This is a genomic window from Chitinophaga sp. sic0106, from assembly GCF_019219075.1.
GTDB lineage: Bacteria > Bacteroidota > Bacteroidia > Chitinophagales > Chitinophagaceae > Chitinophaga.
In genome coordinates this window covers 53,061-70,301 of sequence record NZ_JAHUWJ010000014.1, presented here as the reverse complement: position 1 = coordinate 70,301, position 17,241 = coordinate 53,061, and the positions used below count along the sequence as shown (strand labels likewise).

Below are 17,241 nucleotides of genomic sequence, written 5' to 3'. Positions count from 1 at the left end.
TGCCTGGCAGGAAATTGCTTATTCTTTGTGTGTTGATTATCAATGGTGTGCATTTATTTGCGCAGCAAAAATCAATGGCCGAAAGTATCGTTGAAATACAGCTTCGTCAGCTTGCACACCGATTTTTACTGGCTTCGGGGGATAGCAGTTCCTATATTTTGCCGCTGAAGCAGCTGGGAAATAACGGCTACCAGATCTCGTTTGAAAATGAGCTGGCTTTTATTCCGGATTCTCTCGCTGTTATAGCTGGGCAACTGGCGCAACAGCACCAACTACCGGTACCGTATACACTGAGTATTACGACGCTTACATCTCCCGATATTATTTATGGTTTTACCAGTGAAAATCTGGAAAAAGGAAATGTACCCTGTATTGGGCGGCCTTTACCAATAAATAAGTATGTGATCAATATTTACTTTCCTCCGGTTGGTAACAGTAACGCTTACACGAATATTTTTCTGGCGGCGATTCCGGCCCTGGGACTGCTGATTTATGCTTTCCTGTTACGCCGCAGGAGAGTGCACCAGGAACCATTGGAGGTGCTACCGGTTACAGATGCGCAGGAAACGGTGATGATCGGCAGGTATAAATATCTGCCAGCTACCGGCCTGCTTACTTTTGAAAATAGCACGACTCCCCTTACAGGTAAAGAACAGCTGCTATTAAATATCTTCATAAAGCAAATAAACCAGGTGATCGACAGGAGCTACCTGCTAAAGGTAGGTTGGGAAGATGAAGGGGTTATTACTGGACGTAGTCTGGATATGTATATATCTAAACTAAGAAAGAAATTGCAGCAGGATGAAGGGGTAAGTATTAAAAATGTGCATGGAAAAGGATATAGTCTGGTGGTGGCAACGCATAAGCCTGCGTGAAAATGTCACAGGGGAATTCCCCTGTGACATTAGATCTCTTGTTAGATACAATCATTAGTCAGTTTGCAACCAGCAGGGCAGGTAGTTTGGTCTGCTGAGGTCACACAGATTTTGTTTTTCTGTTTTGTTGTACTGAGATTAGCGACTTTGATTTTGGTTAACTGGAGTTTCTTGGGCGTGGTGCTCTGTTTCATGTAAATAGTATTTATTGTTTGTCCTCTCCTGTCTTCAGCCGGAGGCAATGCCATGGAGGGGTTGTTCAGCATATAAGGTTATGGGAAATAATTACAGGCTTTGGGTTATATGATATATAAATGTAAGGACAGATAGATGTGGTGGCATTGCAGTGGGCTAAACGGGAACATGAAAAGAATAGGTTTGTCAGCTTGCGATAAAAGGTAACAAAGTTGAGTCCAGGAGTGCTTCCTGCGTTTCTTTTTGTTGCACATGTGGAAAAAAACCAGCAGCTTTGTCCTTCCATTCGGAAAAACTGCGTGCGCAAACAACGGTACGCAAATTGATGAATACAAACCTATATTGAACTAAAACAAACCATACAATGGCCTCGGGCATATTTGCGATTCTGGATGATATTACCGCATTATTAGATGACGTTTCTGTAACAGCTAAAGTAGCCACACGCAAAACAGCCGGCATCCTGGGGGATGATCTCGCTGTAAATGCAGAAAAGGCGACCGGCTTCCTTTCCTCCAGGGAACTCCCTGTGCTGTGGGCTATCACTAAGGGCTCCTTCGTTAACAAACTCATCATCATCCCTGTTGCATTACTGTTAAATGTATTTTTTCCAATCGCCATCAAAATTGCGCTGATACTAGGCGGGCTATATCTGGCGTATGAAGGTGTGGAGAAAATTATTGAATACCTGTTTCACCGTTCTGAAGAAAAACCACAGGAGCAGGCAGCAGAAGTGCTGGAAAATGACCTGGCTGCCGAAAAAACTAAAGTTAAGTCGGCGGTTACCACGGATTTTATTTTGTCTATAGAGATAGTAATTATCGCGTTGGGGTCAGTGCTGGATAAACCACTTGTTACGCAGATCATCACGGTTTGCATTGTGGGTATTCTGGCAACGATAGGTGTATATGGTATCGTGGCCCTGATTGTAAGGATGGATGATGCCGGTTATAAATTGATCAAACGCTATGGTAATAAAGGATTCCTCGCTTCCATTGGTATGATGCTCGTGAAGGCCTTGCCTCTCATTATCAGGTTGCTGGCGGTAGTGGGTACTTTTGCATTGATCCTGGTGTCCGGGGGTATTTTCCTGCATAATATCGAATATTTCCACCATTTTCTGCCAAATGTTGCTTCCATTTTGAAAGAGTTTGGAATAGGTCTCGCAGCTGGGTTGGTAATGGTAGGGTTGATGATGATTGTGAAGCAGGTGAAAAAGTTGTTTACGAAGTAAGTCTGACAACATCCGGAGGCGAACTCCGGGGAAAATAAATGAAAAACAGGGCAGGGATGAATTATTCCCTGTCCTGTTTTTCATTTACCCATTTTGCCTTTGGTTTAAACTGACAGGTATCAGCCGTAATTGCCGCCGCGCTGGTGTCTTTTTGAAACAAGATTTCAATACAGTAACTTATTTAGAATAATACTTAATTTTATTAAAGAAAGTCATTGCATAAAATAAGCTAATTATGGAAGTTAAAGAAACTTTAAAGGCCCACATATCTAAATTAGCCGTTCTTAGCGACGAAGAATTCGACTACTTCTTTTCTCACTTTAAACAACAAACCTTCAAAAAAGGTCAGGCCATCATTACACAGGGCGATACTGTTGATTGCGAATACTTTGTGATTTCTGGTTGTCTGAAAACTTTCTACATAAACGACGATCTCAAAATGTTCATCCTTCAGTTTGCAATGCCTACGTGGTGGGCATCGGACTATAATGCATTATACAATCGTGGCAAAGCAACAGTCAATGTTGATTGTATCTCGGAGTCTGAAGTGCTTGGTTTAAGTAATGCTGATCGGGAGAAATTGTGCAAAGAGCTTCACCAGGTTGAATATTTTTTCAGATGGCGAACTAACAGGGGATATGTGGCTGCGCAAAAAAGGTTACTGTCTTTTATGAATAATGATGTCAAACGCAGGTATGAGGAACTTTTAGACTTATATCCAGAATTATATAATGCCGTTCCTAAACAACTCATCGCTGCTTATTTAGGGGTATCTCGTGAAACGCTCAGTAGGTTACACTAATCTAAAGGGATATACGAATATTAGGTCACATAATCACCTGTTAAATCCTGGAAATTACAGACTATCATTTTTTGCATATTTTTTTTCAATGCCTAACTTTTTGATTCGTGAGTTCAAAGTAGAGGGGTGAAGTTCCAGTAATGCTGCAGCACCGTCTTCGCCATATATTTTCCAGTTGCATTGTTCCAGCGCATATAAAATATGATCCCGTTCATTGTCGACCAGTGACTTTACACGGCCGTTACTTGTAGCTTCTATCTTTTTATTTGAACCGGATAGTGTAAGCGAATTAACCATAGGGCCGTTTGTTAAAAGCACAGCCCTGGCCATAGCGTTTTCCAATTCCCTGATATTGCCGGGCCAGTTATAATTTAGCATCGATTGGATCACGTGGTCTGCTATTCCCATGATTTCTTTCTTTTCTTTGCTGGCATAAATTCCCACGAAATATTTAGCCAGGGCAACAATATCATCTTTACGTTCGCGCAGCGGTGGTAATAAGATAGGGAAGATATTGATCCGGTAGTATAGGTCCAGCCTGAACCTGCCTGCTGCGACCTCTTCTTCCAAATTACGATTAGTCGCTGTGATAATACGCACATCTATCTTTTTGGTTTTTCCACCAATGGATTCAATTTCTTTTTCCTGTAGCACTCTGAGTAATTTTACCTGGAGATCCAGCGGAAGCTCACCAATCTCGTCTAAAAACACCGTCCCTTCGTTAGCCTGTTCAAATTTTCCAATCCTCTTTTCAGTGGCCCCGGTGAACGATCCTTTTTCATGACCGAATAACTCCGACTCGATAAGATTGGATGGCAACGCCGCGCAGTTTACGGCAATAAAAGGCTTTTGTCTACGTTCGGATAGCCGGTGGATACTTTGTGCAATTAATTCTTTCCCCGTACCACTCTCACCTAGAATGAGCACCGATATATCCGAACTACCCACGATACGGACATTTTTCATTACTTCCGCCATACATTCACTCTCCCCGATAATTTCCTTGACGTCTGCCGGCTTTGTATTTTTCCTTATCTCTTTAGCCGTTTCAGTTAAGCCGTGATGTTGGCGATGCAGGTACCAGGCAACATCTAACATCACCAACACATCTTTTTCCCTAAATGGTTTTACCAGGAATCCGTAAGGCCTGGTAGCCTTTGCTGCATCAAGGGTTTGTTTGTTTGAATTTGCAGAAAGAAAGACAAATGCAATATTTCTCTCTCGTAAGGTTTTGGCCAGATCAATACCTGTTAAGGAGCCTTTTAAATAGATGTCGACTAAAACCAGGCTCGGTTGTTCATCTTCAATAATTTGTAGAGCCTCCGGAACCGAACGGGCGATCTTGCAAACAATATAACCTGCACCGCGTAGTATCCCGCGTAGGTTGTCTGCCTCTATAAATTGATCTTCAACTATCAGAATCTTTGTATTCATATCTATAAATTCTTTTATGTTCTTACCACTTTAGAACAAAAATCGTTGCCTGGTTTACTGTTGGGTGTTGCGACCAATAGCATGTCTGCTTTTGTTATTGCCTGGAAAAGATCCTTATTTCTTCATATAAGTAGCCTAACAAACGATGAATTAATAGAGTTAAATTTTTTTGAATAAAAATACGGTGCCCGTTTTAATTAATCAGATTTTTTAATGTCTCGATATCTCGCTGCATGCCCGCGTGTTTTTACGATATTTAAATAAAGTATAATTAATTAATAACTGTAAATTATTGTTAAATAATAGTATAAAAGTGGCATGGGATTAGGTTTGCGAAATTCATTGATAAAACAATCCTAAAAAATGAAAAATACCAAAAAAACTATTGCACGTACGATCGCTGCAGGGGCATTGGTGATGCAAAGTGCACTTGGCATTGCGCAAAAAGCTCCATTGGGAGAAGCTGCCGACAATGAGGCAATACGGCCCTTCCATGTAAAGGTCACGGAAAATAAGATCGCTGATCTTAAACGACGAATATTGGCAACCAAATGGCCGGAGCGCGAAACAGTAGCCGATGAGTCCCAGGGCGTAAAGCTCGAAGTAATGCAAAAGCTGGCAAATTACTGGGCAGCAAAATACGATTGGCACAAGGTAGAATCCAAACTGCAGGCACTGCCACAATTTCTTACCACGATCGATGGGCTGGATATCCACTTCATACACGTACGCTCCAAACATAATAATGCATTACCGATCATCATTACACATGGTTGGCCAGGCTCTGTTATCGAGCAGTTAAAAGTTATTGGTCCGCTCACTGATCCAACAGCGTTTGGTGGAAAGGCAGAAGATGCATTTGACGTGATTATTCCGTCGCTACCAGGATACGGTTATTCTGCAAAACCAACAGCAACAGGCTGGGACCCTCAACGCATAGCCCGCGCATGGGTTACCCTGATGAAACGGCTGGACTATAAGCGATTTGTAGCCCAGGGAGGTGACTGGGGCAACGCAGTTACAGAACAGATGGCGCTGCTAACCCCACCGGAGCTAATCGGTATACATACAAATATGCCTGCAACCGTCCCCGCCGATGTTGCAAAAGCCCTTCAGTTTGGTGAACCTGCTCCTGCTTCTCTTTCCATTGATGAAAAACATGCCTTTGATCAACTCGATTATTTTTACAAACATGGTTTAGGTTATGCCAATGAAATGGCAAACCGTCCACAAACATTATACGCTTTAGAAGATTCACCAATTGGTTTGGCTGCGTGGATGCTTGATCACGATGCGGCAAGCCTCCACCTTATATCAAATGTTTTTAACGGGCAGTCTGAAGGTTTAACGATGGATGACGTCCTTGATAATATCACACTGTATTGGTTAACCGGAACCGCAGTTTCCTCAGCACGCCTTTATTGGGAAAGCAAACTTTCCTTTTTTGCACCGAAGGGTGTTACAATACCTGTAGCCGTCAGTGCATTTCCTGACGAGCTTTATCAGGCCCCGAGGACCTGGGCGGAAATGGCATACCCCAAACTGATTTATTATAATAAACTTGAAAAAGGCGGTCATTTCGCTGCCTGGGAGCAGCCGAAAATATTTGCAGAAGAAATGCGGGCTGCATTCAAAACCTTGCGCTAATACAAAAAAATCTTGCTCTCGCTCCGGGCCAGAGGTGATCTACATCACTAAAAATAATCCTGGTTACTCTGTGATGCAGGTCACACTCCCGGCAGCGAAATACTATCGAAATTTGTTCTGTAATTTAAAACACTAAATAAAATGGGAAATCAAAAATTTGCAATTGTAACTACGCAAAGCAATATTGATTGGGTAGGAAAAAAAGTGACCGGTGCACATAACGGCACCATCGGTATTAAACAAGGTGAAATAACATTAACTGATGGAAAACTTGCCGGCGGCAAATTTGTTGTCGATACAACATCCATCAAAATATTGGACGTAAAGGATACTGCGCTGAACGCACAATTCTGGGGTCACCTGGCATCCGATGATTTCTTTTCATCTGAAAAATACCCCGAAGCATCTCTCGAAATAACTTCGGTTTCAGGCAATCGTGTTGATGGTGACCTTACTATTAAAGGGATTACACACCCTGTTAGCTTTGATGCCATGATTAACGTAAACGGCAATGTATTAAACGCAACCGGTAAAATCATCATTGACCGTACCAAATACGAAATGAAATTCCGCTCTGGCAATTTCTTTAAAGACTTAGGCGATACGCTGATCTATAATGATTTTGAACTGAATATCCACATTACCGCTAAATCTGCCTGATAAGCACTTTAGCCTAAAAATTAAATCATGCCATACGTAAAAGTAGAAGTCACCCGCGAAGGTGTTTCAAGGGAACAAAAGCAAACGCTCATCAAAGGCATAACTGATCTGATAACAGATGTACTTAACAAAGACCCGCAATTAACCCATGTGGTAATACAAGAGGTAGAATTGGATGATTGGGGATATGCGGGGGAACAAGTATCAGTTTGGCGGGAAAAAGGGATTACGGCAGATAAAAAGTAACATCATGAAAAAGCAAACAATAATCGTTACCGGTGCCTCCTCGGGAATCGGCAAAGAAGTAGCCCGCCACTTTTTGGCCAATGGAGATAATGTAGTCATCAATTCGTCCACGGCTCATAAATTAGAGCAGGTTTACAAGGAATTGGGTGCGGGTGCAAATCTGGCATGGGTTGCAGGCAATGTAAGCGATAAAAGTACCGGTGAAAAATTGGTGGCAGTAGCACTAGAAAGATTTGGTTCGGTTGATGTACTGATTAATAACGCCGGTATATTTGAAACTAAACCGTTCCTGCAGGTGGATGAAGCCTATCTTGACCGCTTTTTGAACACCAACCTTAAAGGTACCTATTTTACGACACGAACTGTTATTCCGCAGATGCTTAAACAACGTGACGGTGTGGTAATCAATATCGGGACACCCCTGGTGAACCACGCGCTTGGCGGAGTGCCCATCACAGCACAAATGGCATCCAAAGGAGCAATACATGCGCTTACGATACAACTGGCAGCTGAATTTGGAAAACAAAATATCAGGGTCAATACCATCGCGCCGGGCACCATTCGAACACCAATGCACGGAGCCGATGCCGATAAAGGCGCTGGTTTGCATTTGTTAAACCGGATAGGTGAAGTAGAAGATATTGCACAAATGGTTTATACCGTTGCTAAGAGTAACTTTATTAGTGGTGCTATTATCAATGTGGACGGTGGTATGTCCGCAGGGCATCACTTAAACTAAGCAAAATGGCTGCATTTTCCAGTTCCAAAAGCACAAATCAAAATAAAATGGAAACTAATCAGGATAAATTAGCGATTACCCAGGCATTGGAGGATCTGTATCTGAAAGGCATCTACGAAGGTGATATCGACCTGCTTCGCGAAGTATATCATCCGGGTACTTTGCTATTTGGTGATATCAAAGGCGAACCATATGCCAAAACGCTCATCCAGTACCTGGATGCCGTGAAGAATAGGGTGAGCGTTAAAGACTCTGGGAAACTTTTCAGGGGTATTATTCATACGATCGATGTAGTAAATTCAATAGCCGTCGCTAAACTTCATGTCAAGATGTACGACTTTAATTATGATGAATTCCTGTCTTTCCATAAAATCAATGGTAAATGGGTTATTGTCAATAAAATGATGACAGACATCGCACAATAAACAACAGCATTATGTGGTATCAAACAACAGCAGCTCAGATCCTGGGGATCCAATACCCGATTCTCCAGGGGCCATTTGGTGGTGGCCTGTCGTCAGTAGAGCTGGTATCGGTTGTATCAAATGCGGGCGGACTTGGCGGATATGGCGCATACACGCTAAATCCAGAGGAATTGAGTGACATTATCCGTCAGCTTAGGGTGGCAACTGATAAGCCTTACAACATTAACCTGTGGGTCTCAGATACTGATGCAGCGGGTGGTAATGTTTCGGATGATCAGTTTACGCAGACGCAGGAATTGTTCAAACCTTATTTTGATGAGTTAGGCATTATTATGCCGGAAAAGCCTGCACCATTCAATACCCGTTTTGAAAACCAGGTAGAAGTGATCCTGCACGAACGACCACCCGTGTTTAGCTTTATGTTTGGTATCCCATCTCCTCATATATTGGAACAATGCCGTAAGCTGGGCATTACTACTATCGGGGCTGCTACTACGCTTGATGAGGCTATTGCACTGGAGGCTGCGGAGGTTGACCTTATCATCGCGTCAGGTTTCGAAGCGGGTGGCCACCGCCCTTCTTTCCTTGCCTCAGCCGAATCATCGACCATCGGAACATTTGTATTATTACAACTGATCAGGGAAAAAGTAAAGACGCCCGTTATAGCTGCAGGCGGTATTGCTAATGGGAAAGGTGTGGCCGCAGCACTGACACTTGGCGCGGATGCTGCACAGATAGGGACCGCGTTTCTGGCTACGGACGAATCAAATGCTTTGACTGTTCATAAGCAAATGCTGTTCTCAGGTGCTGCGAAGTATACCAGATTATCACGCGCTTTTACCGGGAGATTGGGCAGAGGAATCACCAGCCGTATTGCTACAGACCTTGTACACCGCGAAAAGGAATTTCTGCCTTTCCCACTGCAGGCCCAGTTTATCTCGAGCCTCCGTAAAGCAGCTATTGAACAGCAGCAATGGGATATGATTTTATTTTGGGGTGGCCAGATAGCTCCGGTATTAAAACACACCAAAGCCGCTGATCTGATGAATGCTTTAATAGCAGATACCAGTGCACACTTTGAACGCTTAAAGGCTTAAGACGATGGAAAATGCGATCAATGTAATTTATCTCGGCGGCCCAACCATCATATTGGAGATAGCAGGAGTACGCTTCATGACCGATCCAACATTGGATCCTGCTGGTGAGGTATTTGAAATCAATGGTAAGCCTGCCTATTCGAAAACAGAAGGACCGGCAAAAGTCGATCCCGGTAAAATTGATGCGGTATTGCTGAGTCACGACCAGCACGGTGATAACCTGGACCATGCAGGCAAGGAATTTCTGCGATCAGTATCTAAGGTATTTACCACCAGGGTAGGAGCAGATAGGTTAAAAGGCAATGCAGTTGGTATGGCTCCCTGGGAAACGATTATTTTTAAGGAGAACATCACTATTACTTCAACGCCAGCCAGGCACGGTCCGGCCGGAAGCGAGCCTCTCACAGGCGATGTTACAGGGTTTATTGTGGCAACCCCGGAGCTGCAAATCTACCTCACCGGAGATACCGTTTTTTATGAAGGCATAAAAGAGGTCGCCGAAAAGTTTAACCCCAAATACATATTCATTTTTGCGGGCGCTGCCCGGCCACGCGGACCTTTCAATGTCACGATGGGTAGCAACGACGCCATAGATACTTCGTTTGCTTTCCCTGGCGCTACGATCATCCCTGTTCATTTTGAAGGCTGGTCGCACTATACTGAAACGGGTGAAATGCTCCGGCAGTCTTTTACTGCACTGGGGATTTCCAATCGATTAAAAATTCTAAATGCAGGTGTAAAAACACCGCTGTAAGCATTAATCATAAGCATTTTTTAAACCGGGAAATACCCGGTGAGGATTGCTTTGCCCAAAAATTCAATTTTAAAATGTAAAAATTATGAAAATCAACAAAGTTCTATTCGTTGTTACCTCTCATGATAAGTTGGGTAACACGGGCAAAAAAACAGGCTTATGGATAGAAGAGTTCGCGGCACCTTATTATAAGTTGCGTGACCTTGGGAAAGAGATTGTAATCGCATCACCGAAAGGTGGGCAAGCGCCAATTGATCCTAAAAGTGACCTGCCCGAAAACAAAACAGCAGCAACCAGGCGGTACTACGATGACCCTGAAACACAGAGCAGATTGAGTAATACGGTAAAACTGAATAGTGTTTCAGAAAATGATTTTGACGCCATTTTTTATCCGGGTGGTCACGGCCCAATGTGGGATCTGGCGGAAGACAGAGACTCTGTAAAGCTGATAGAAGCCTTCTATGAAAACCGGAAACCTGTAATACTGGTTTGTCATGCTCCTGCTGCGTTGAAATATGCAAGAACGCCGGATGGTTTGTGGCTGATTGAAGGAAAAAGAGTGTCCGCCTTTACGAATACGGAAGAAGAAACCGCTGAACTTACTGAAGTGGTCCCTTTTCTTTTGGAAGATATGCTGAAGCAAAGAGGCGCAAATTTTCAAAAAGGTGAAGACTGGAAACCGTTTGTTACCCGCGATGGTGTATTGATCACTGGCCAGAATCCGGCATCGTCCGTATTGGCAATCGACACTTTACTTAACTATGCTGACAGGACCTGATGAAGTAAACTGCAAAAGCCAGCATCTCTAAAGTTGGCATGTACCGGGTACTTCACTGGGATTAAAAATTGTTAGCTCATGAAAAAAATAGAATATCCTTTAGTACTCTGTTTCCTCTGTGTATTGTCTGGAATAGTCCCCGGCAATGCCCAGGGACTGCCAGGTAATAAGTTTGGTGACATCTATTCAGAGAGTATTAAGTGGTTACCGTTTCCCGCATTTCCACCAGAGGCACGCCTTGCCGTACTCGTGGGCGAACCCCAAAAAATCGGGCCATATGTTATCCGCGTAAGGGTACCTGCCGGAGTGATACTGCGCCCGCATATACATCCCGAAAACAGGATTTATACAGTCATCTCCGGTGTTTTTTACATCGGCATAGGTGCAAAATTTGATGCTTCCAAACTAAAGGCATATCCGCCGGGGAGTGTTATAGTGCTGCCCGGCAATACACCACATTTCCATTGGGCGCAATCCGGGAATTACGAAACACAAGTTACCGCAAACGGCCCGTTGGGAATAAGTTACGTGGATCCGTCAGATGATCCGAGGAATAAACGCAGACACAATAAGGATGTGCGCTGACAGAGTCATTATAAAATTCAAAAGTTAAGACAATGGAAATCATCAAAAATAGGGATGCAGCAACAAGTCCCAAAGTAATCTTAATAACTGGCGCTTCGCGTGGATTTGGCAAACTATGGGCCAAAGCGTTTTTAGAGCGTGGCGATAAAGTAGCAGCAACCGCAAGGGATCTTAAACATCTTGACGAACTTGTGGCGCAGTACGGCGATGCGGTACTGCCAATAAAGTTGGATGTAAACAACAGATCTGAATGCTTCGAAACGGTACAGAAAGTTAAAGCAAAATTTGGCCGCATTGATGTATTGATCAATAATGCAGGCTACGGTTTATTTGGAGCGATCGAGGAAACGACCGAGCAAGAAGCCCGGGATCAAATGGAAACCAATTTCTTCGGCTTGCTGTGGATGACGCAGGCAATATTGCCGTTAATGCGCAAGCAGCAAACTGGCCATATTTTGCAGGTGTCCAGTATGCTGGGTTTAGCCACACTACCAGTTTTAGGCTTATACAATGCCTCCAAATTTGCAGTGGAAGGCTTGAGCGAAACTTTAGCTACAGAAGTAGCTGCTTTTGGCATTAAAGTTTCTTTAATAGAACCTAATGGTTATTCAACAGACTGGTCAGGCGCATCTGCTTTCCGCACCAAAGAAAATGACGTTTATACGCCGCTGAGAAAAGCTTTTTATGGAAGCCTTTCGCCAGAGACCTGGGGCAAACCTGAAGCCACGACGGACGCTATTCTTAAACTCGTCGATTCAGCAAATCCACCACTCAGATTACTCTTAGGTAAAGTTGCCTATCCACTGGTAAAGCAAAACTACGAAAAGAGGTTTGCCGAGTTCGAGGAGTGGAAAGATGTTACGGAAGCGGCACATGGTTAATCGGGATCATTAAATTTTTTATACAGTATAATTTATAATCTAAAACGATGAAAGAACCCCTGAGAATTACAGAGCAACTGGAAGGAACCCCGGTTCGTTTAATCCGCCATAACCCTGGTTACTGGCAGGTAACCTTCGATGCCCCACCGCTTAACCTGTTCGGTCCTGAATTACTGACCGGCCTGGAGGAAGTAGTGCGCCGTATGCAGGCCTCGCCTGAATTGAGGGTGATTGTGTTTGACAGCGCACTACAGGATTTTTTTATTGCGCACTTTGATGTAGCCAGAGGTGGGGAGATCGTATCCCGCAGAACAATTTCGGGCATCCTGCCGGTGTTCGATGTGGCTGTAGCGCTGTATGAGTCGCCGGTAATTTCGATTGCTGCTATCCGCGGTCGCACCCGTGGAGTAGGTATTGAGTTTGCGGCGGCCTGTGATATCCGCTTTGCCAGTGATAACGCAATATTTGGTCAGTTTGAAGTAGCTGTAGGAACAATACCTGGAGGAGGGAGTATGGAATTTCTGCCGCTTTTAGTGGGTAGGGCGCGTGCGCTGGAGATCATTATAGGTGGGGAAGATCTGGATGCCGGTATTGCCGAACGTTATGGACTAATTAACCGGATGATCACAGATGACAAGCTGAACGAGTTTGTACACAATTTTGCGCTCCGCATTAGCCAGTTTGAGCAGGTAATAACCGGGAAAGCTAAGGCGCTCGTCAATGAGCGGGCTCCGAGGCCACAGTTGGCACATATGAATGAGTCCCGCGCAGCGTATATCGAAACTGCCAACCGGCCAGAAAGAAAGCCCGTCATAGAAAAACTCCGGAACTGGGGTTTTCAGCAGGATAGCGATTTTGAATATAACGTAGGCGATTATTTAAACCGGATCGGTGAGAATAACAATATTCATTAATGAACCACTACAATATTGTCTCAATAACACAACTTTAATTTAATATTTATGGAAAACGAACCAATTATCGTTGATTCCAGCTTTTCCGCAGTGATCAACGCTCCGATCGAAAAGATCAATATCCCTGAATGGTGCTTTTCGCTCCCCGAAGATGAGTACCAGGCATGTTCACCAGCCCACGTTACTGCTGGTGTTACCACATCGCCGGAAGGAAAAAGGATGTCAATAAACGTGGAGGTATTGGGTGGCAGCCCCATGGTGCAGCATTACGTAGAAACGTTGTCGGAACCTGCACATCTGATTCTGGAGTCAGTGTCGGATGTGTTTACACCAACAGGCCGTGTCAATATTTTGGTGCATTGGGAATTAACCGTTGAGAAGCTAGATGAAAATACATGCAGGTTTACCAACCGGGTAATATCAAGACCAACAGAGGGGTTTCTAAAAGCTTTGGAGAAACAGGGTATGCCTTTTGATCTGTTTAAAACACAACGGCAACCTGTTTCTATCTATCATAATCAAAGTGAAACCCCGTTGTTTGCCAAAAGCATCGAACGGCATGCTTTAAGAAGTTGATAAGGGCCTTAATTAAAATTCAAAAAAATGGAAGCTCAAACCTATTTACGCGAAGCAACAGCGTTGATGTTTATCGACCCTTATAACGATTTTTTATCAGAAGGCGGAAAGGTGTGGCCAAGGGTGAAAGATGTTGCAGAGAATAATAACTTATTAAATAACCTCAGGACCATTGTTAAGGCGATCAGAGAAGCCGGTATCCAAATTTTTATTGTACCTCATAAACGTTGGGAACCAACTGACTACCAATACTGGAAGTATCCTAACCCAACCCAGGTAGGTATCATGAGCCGCCATTCCTTTGCAAAGGGCACCTGGGGTGGCGAATGGCATCCGGACTTTGCCCCCCAGGAGGGCGACATCGTGGCCAAAGAACATTGGGCCCAAAGTGGATTCGCCAATACAGATCTGGATATGCTGCTTAAGCAACGGGGAATCACCCATGTGGTTGCTGTTGGATTACTGGCGAATACCTGTGTAGAAAGCACTTGCCGGTTCGCTATGGAACTTGGTTACCATGTAACGCTGGTGAAAGACGCGACAGCTGCCTATACGCCGGAAATGATGCATGCTGCCCACGTCCTGAACGGACCTACTTATGCGCATGCCATACTAACAACAAGTGAGCTGATGGAATTATTGCCCCCAGCGCTGCCTGAAGCGTAATTAATAGTAGCTTTAAGCGACAAACCACCGGATAGCGGTGGCTTGTTGCTTTATAGAAAACGCCCAAATGCCATCTGAAATTCGATAACTATCCAACACACTACTGTGGTATCTCGATAAGAAAATTTCATTAACGAAAGGGGAACGAGGATCTTAACAACGTAATGATATCGTCATATTTAGCAGGTTAATCAAAATGCCCGGATTGTTTTTCTAAGCAAAAATTCCGAAATTTAAATGGGTATTTAATTGCCCTTCATTCAGCCTGGTCGATAGCTAAAGTAAGTTTACCAACTAATTGGATTGTCTTTTGTGAATTAGGACTTAATCCGAGGTATTATATTCAAATTATTAGCTTTTACGATATCAACTATCTTTACCCATGTGCAAGATTGCTCAAATGATCCCCCATTACTTAACTCTCCTGATTAAAGGTGCTTTATCCAAATTGGCGGTGCTGATTTTATGTTGTATACTATCGGTCTTATCTGTGTCCGACGTTGCAGCCCAGAATTTTTCAGAACTACATCCTCAGGAACTGCTTCCACAACTTAAAGCCAGTAAGCCGGATACCAACAGAATAAGTCTTCAGATAAAGATGGGAAAATATCATCTTTATAAACCAGGTGAGTTAAAAAATGACCTGGACAGCGCCCTCGTTTTTTTTAACGAGGCCCTGGAATTAAGCATTAAGCTTCGGGAAATTGACTGGCAGTATAAAGCCATTGGAATGATAGGTACTTACTACGTCGAAGCGGGTGACAAAAAAAGGTTTATACAGTCCTTTATGGATATTATCGCCCATTATCACGATACAGGAGATAAGCAAAAGGAAGCCACCGCCTGGCATGAATTAGCTAAACTTTACGAGAATACTATGACCGACGGCGAAATGCAGGACAGATTAGAATATTACCAACATGCCCGGTCCTTGTTTCTGCAAACGAATGACCAGATAAATGCAAACGACGCTTTACGGGGTATTGCCGGTATTCAGATGAGAAGAAAGCAATTTGACATAGCAGAAAAAGCATTGCAGGAGGTGTTGACTCAATATAAGAAATTAGGGTATAATAAACTGCATTTTACGTATGAGATGTTACAGTATCTGGAGTACGACAGGGGGAATTATAATCGGTCCATCGCTTATTGTCTGAAAGCCATCGAGAACATGAAAGTAACTGGCGATACTGGCTGGCTCGCACATTTCTACGGCAGTATCGCTAAATCGTATGTCACTACCGCAAAATTTGATGAGGCACTGGAATGGCAAAGGAAAGCAGCGACAGTGAAGAACCCGGATTTTCCGGATGTATGTGGCCTTGTTCAAATATTATTAAAATTAAACAGAATGGAAGAAGCACGTACTGTTTTGGAAACCGTTCTAAAGCAGGAATCAACCATAACTTATGATCAAAGAGTATATCTCTATCGGATAGTAGCACTTTATTACACAAAAGTTAACCAGTACGATGTAGCGCTTTTATACTATAAGAAGTTATTAGCCCTGGATCTGAAAAAGAATTATCATAGTGAGGCAGTCCACAATCCCGTATTATTAATTTGTTATACAGAAATGGCCGATGTTTATCAAAAGTCCGGTAATTTGGAGGAGGCAGGAAAATACTTTAAAAGTGCTGAAACCCTCATAAAAAATAGCACAACACCTATGCAGCCTGGCCTATTGGTAACTTTATATACAAACTTATATAAGTATCTACTCGCCAGAGGCAATTATCAGGCCGCCATCAAACATCTGGAACGACGGGACCAGCTCAAAGATTCAATTTTTACAGCTGATAAAGATAAACAGATAGCAGAATTACATGTGCAATACCAAACAACGCAAAAGGAGCTGTCCATAAAGGAACTGAACAGTAAACAGGCTGCTCAAAAGGCGCAGTTAGACAAGGTTAACCTGCAAAAAAATATTACCATTGGCGGAATAATACTATTACTGCTACTTTCAGGAATAGGTTATAAATCATATCGGGCTAAGCAAAAGACCAATTTGCAATTATTGGCCAAACAACAACAGATCAACCGCCAAAATACTACACTGCAACATTTGCTCAAAGAAAAGGATTGGCTACTAAAGGAGGTCCACCATCGTGTAAAGAATAATTTACATACTGTGATATGTTTACTAGAGGCGCAGGCCCGCAATCTTGAAAATGACGCTTTGGAAGCAGTAGAAAACAGCCAGAACCGGATATACGCAATGTCACTGATACACGAAAAGCTTTATCAGTCAGATGACATTAAAACAATTGACATGGCCGAATATATTCCTGAACTGGTGGAATCCCTCAAGGATAGCTTTGGAGTCGTTAAACAAATAAAGTTCAAACTGAATATCGATCCTGTTGAACTGACGCTTTCACAAGCCATCCCATTAGGCTTGATTTTGAACGAAGCGGTGACCAATTCTATCAAATATGCCTTTCCCGGTAACAAGCATGGTGAAATCTCCATTTTTATGGAGGATGACCAGGACCAGATCACTTTGCAAATAGCCGACGATGGTATAGGAATGCCAGCATTTGATAAAAATGCCGAGCCCGAATCCATGGGACTGCGGTTAATACAGGGGTTAAGTGAGGATATTGACGCCACTATTAACTTTGATGTTAGCCAGGGAACCAGCATAACTATTGTGTTTAAAGCAGATGCATTAAATGATTTAGCCGGAGTTTCGGAGTCAAGGGAGAAAAAAGAGGAGTATGCGTAAAT

18 protein-coding genes are annotated in these 17,241 nt (G+C 43.3%); 17 read left to right on the top strand and 1 reads right to left on the bottom strand.

All coding sequences use genetic code 11. The annotated features are described in order from the left end of the window. The first annotated feature begins 29 nt into the window (after positions 1 to 29). The 3 genes from KW844_RS19755 to KW844_RS19745 all read left to right on the top strand — a co-directional run bounded on the left by KW844_RS19755 (position 30) and on the right by KW844_RS19745 (position 3,106). Positions 30 to 875 carry a helix-turn-helix domain-containing protein gene (locus KW844_RS19755; RefSeq protein ID WP_218378512.1) on the top strand — a complete coding sequence of 282 codons (846 nt, stop codon included), beginning with the start codon at positions 30 to 32 and terminating at the stop codon, positions 873 to 875. Between the two features lie 559 nt (positions 876 to 1,434). Beyond that, a complete protein-coding gene (locus KW844_RS19750; protein ID WP_218378511.1) occupies positions 1,435 to 2,304 on the top strand; it encodes a DUF808 domain-containing protein in 870 nt (289 codons plus the stop codon). Between the two features lie 235 nt (positions 2,305 to 2,539). Next, a complete protein-coding gene (locus tag KW844_RS19745; RefSeq protein WP_218378510.1) occupies positions 2,540 to 3,106 on the top strand; it encodes a Crp/Fnr family transcriptional regulator in 567 nt (188 codons plus the stop codon). A gap of 54 nt (positions 3,107 to 3,160) precedes the next feature. Here the strand turns inward: KW844_RS19745 and KW844_RS19740 are convergent, their stop codons facing one another. Then, complete coding sequence (locus KW844_RS19740) at positions 3,161 to 4,540, bottom strand: sigma-54 dependent transcriptional regulator (protein WP_218378509.1); 1,380 nt, start codon at positions 4,538 to 4,540, stop codon at positions 3,161 to 3,163. Between the two features lie 363 nt (positions 4,541 to 4,903). Between KW844_RS19740 and KW844_RS19735 the strand changes: the two genes are divergently transcribed. The 14 genes from KW844_RS19735 (at position 4,904) to KW844_RS19670 (ending at position 17,239) form a co-directional block, all read left to right on the top strand. Next, positions 4,904 to 6,187, top strand: a complete 1,284-nt coding sequence (locus KW844_RS19735; RefSeq protein ID WP_218378508.1) for an epoxide hydrolase family protein — start codon at positions 4,904 to 4,906, stop codon at positions 6,185 to 6,187. Between the two features lie 141 nt (positions 6,188 to 6,328). Then, a complete protein-coding gene (locus KW844_RS19730; RefSeq protein WP_218378507.1) occupies positions 6,329 to 6,847 on the top strand; it encodes a YceI family protein in 519 nt (172 codons plus the stop codon). A 27-nt stretch (positions 6,848 to 6,874) separates the two neighbouring features. After that, positions 6,875 to 7,093, top strand: a complete 219-nt coding sequence (locus KW844_RS19725; protein ID WP_218378506.1) for a 4-oxalocrotonate tautomerase family protein — start codon at positions 6,875 to 6,877, stop codon at positions 7,091 to 7,093. Between the two features lie 4 nt (positions 7,094 to 7,097). Further along, positions 7,098 to 7,832 (top strand): SDR family NAD(P)-dependent oxidoreductase, encoded by a 735-nt coding sequence (locus KW844_RS19720; RefSeq protein WP_218378505.1) that lies wholly within the window; start codon positions 7,098 to 7,100, stop codon positions 7,830 to 7,832. 47 nt (positions 7,833 to 7,879) lie between these two features. Continuing rightward, positions 7,880 to 8,257: a nuclear transport factor 2 family protein gene (locus KW844_RS19715; RefSeq protein WP_255578534.1), complete on the top strand. Its 378-nt coding sequence runs from the start codon at positions 7,880 to 7,882 to the stop codon at positions 8,255 to 8,257. A gap of 11 nt (positions 8,258 to 8,268) precedes the next feature. Next, positions 8,269 to 9,354: a nitronate monooxygenase family protein gene (locus KW844_RS19710; RefSeq protein ID WP_218378503.1), complete on the top strand. Its 1,086-nt coding sequence runs from the start codon at positions 8,269 to 8,271 to the stop codon at positions 9,352 to 9,354. 4 nt (positions 9,355 to 9,358) lie between these two features. Beyond that, a complete protein-coding gene (locus KW844_RS19705) occupies positions 9,359 to 10,108 on the top strand; it encodes an MBL fold metallo-hydrolase (RefSeq protein ID WP_218378502.1) in 750 nt (249 codons plus the stop codon). A gap of 85 nt (positions 10,109 to 10,193) precedes the next feature. Next, the gene (locus KW844_RS19700; RefSeq protein WP_218378501.1) at positions 10,194 to 10,886 is read left to right on the top strand and encodes a type 1 glutamine amidotransferase domain-containing protein; all 693 of its coding nucleotides are present in this window, start codon (positions 10,194 to 10,196) and stop codon (positions 10,884 to 10,886) included. A 78-nt stretch (positions 10,887 to 10,964) separates the two neighbouring features. Further along, positions 10,965 to 11,471 (top strand): cupin domain-containing protein, encoded by a 507-nt coding sequence (locus KW844_RS19695; protein WP_218378500.1) that lies wholly within the window; start codon positions 10,965 to 10,967, stop codon positions 11,469 to 11,471. Positions 11,472 to 11,503: 32 nt separating this feature from the next. Further along, the gene (locus tag KW844_RS19690; protein WP_218378499.1) at positions 11,504 to 12,352 is read left to right on the top strand and encodes an SDR family NAD(P)-dependent oxidoreductase; all 849 of its coding nucleotides are present in this window, start codon (positions 11,504 to 11,506) and stop codon (positions 12,350 to 12,352) included. Between the two features lie 47 nt (positions 12,353 to 12,399). Then, a complete protein-coding gene (locus tag KW844_RS19685; protein ID WP_218378498.1) occupies positions 12,400 to 13,266 on the top strand; it encodes an enoyl-CoA hydratase/isomerase family protein in 867 nt (288 codons plus the stop codon). 48 nt (positions 13,267 to 13,314) lie between these two features. Beyond that, a complete protein-coding gene (locus tag KW844_RS19680; protein ID WP_218378497.1) occupies positions 13,315 to 13,842 on the top strand; it encodes a hypothetical protein in 528 nt (175 codons plus the stop codon). Positions 13,843 to 13,869: 27 nt separating this feature from the next. Next, a complete protein-coding gene (locus KW844_RS19675) occupies positions 13,870 to 14,508 on the top strand; it encodes an isochorismatase family cysteine hydrolase (RefSeq protein WP_218378496.1) in 639 nt (212 codons plus the stop codon). A 382-nt stretch (positions 14,509 to 14,890) separates the two neighbouring features. Continuing rightward, a complete protein-coding gene (locus tag KW844_RS19670) occupies positions 14,891 to 17,239 on the top strand; it encodes a histidine kinase dimerization/phosphoacceptor domain -containing protein (RefSeq protein WP_218378495.1) in 2,349 nt (782 codons plus the stop codon). Positions 17,240 to 17,241 lie beyond the last annotated feature (2 nt).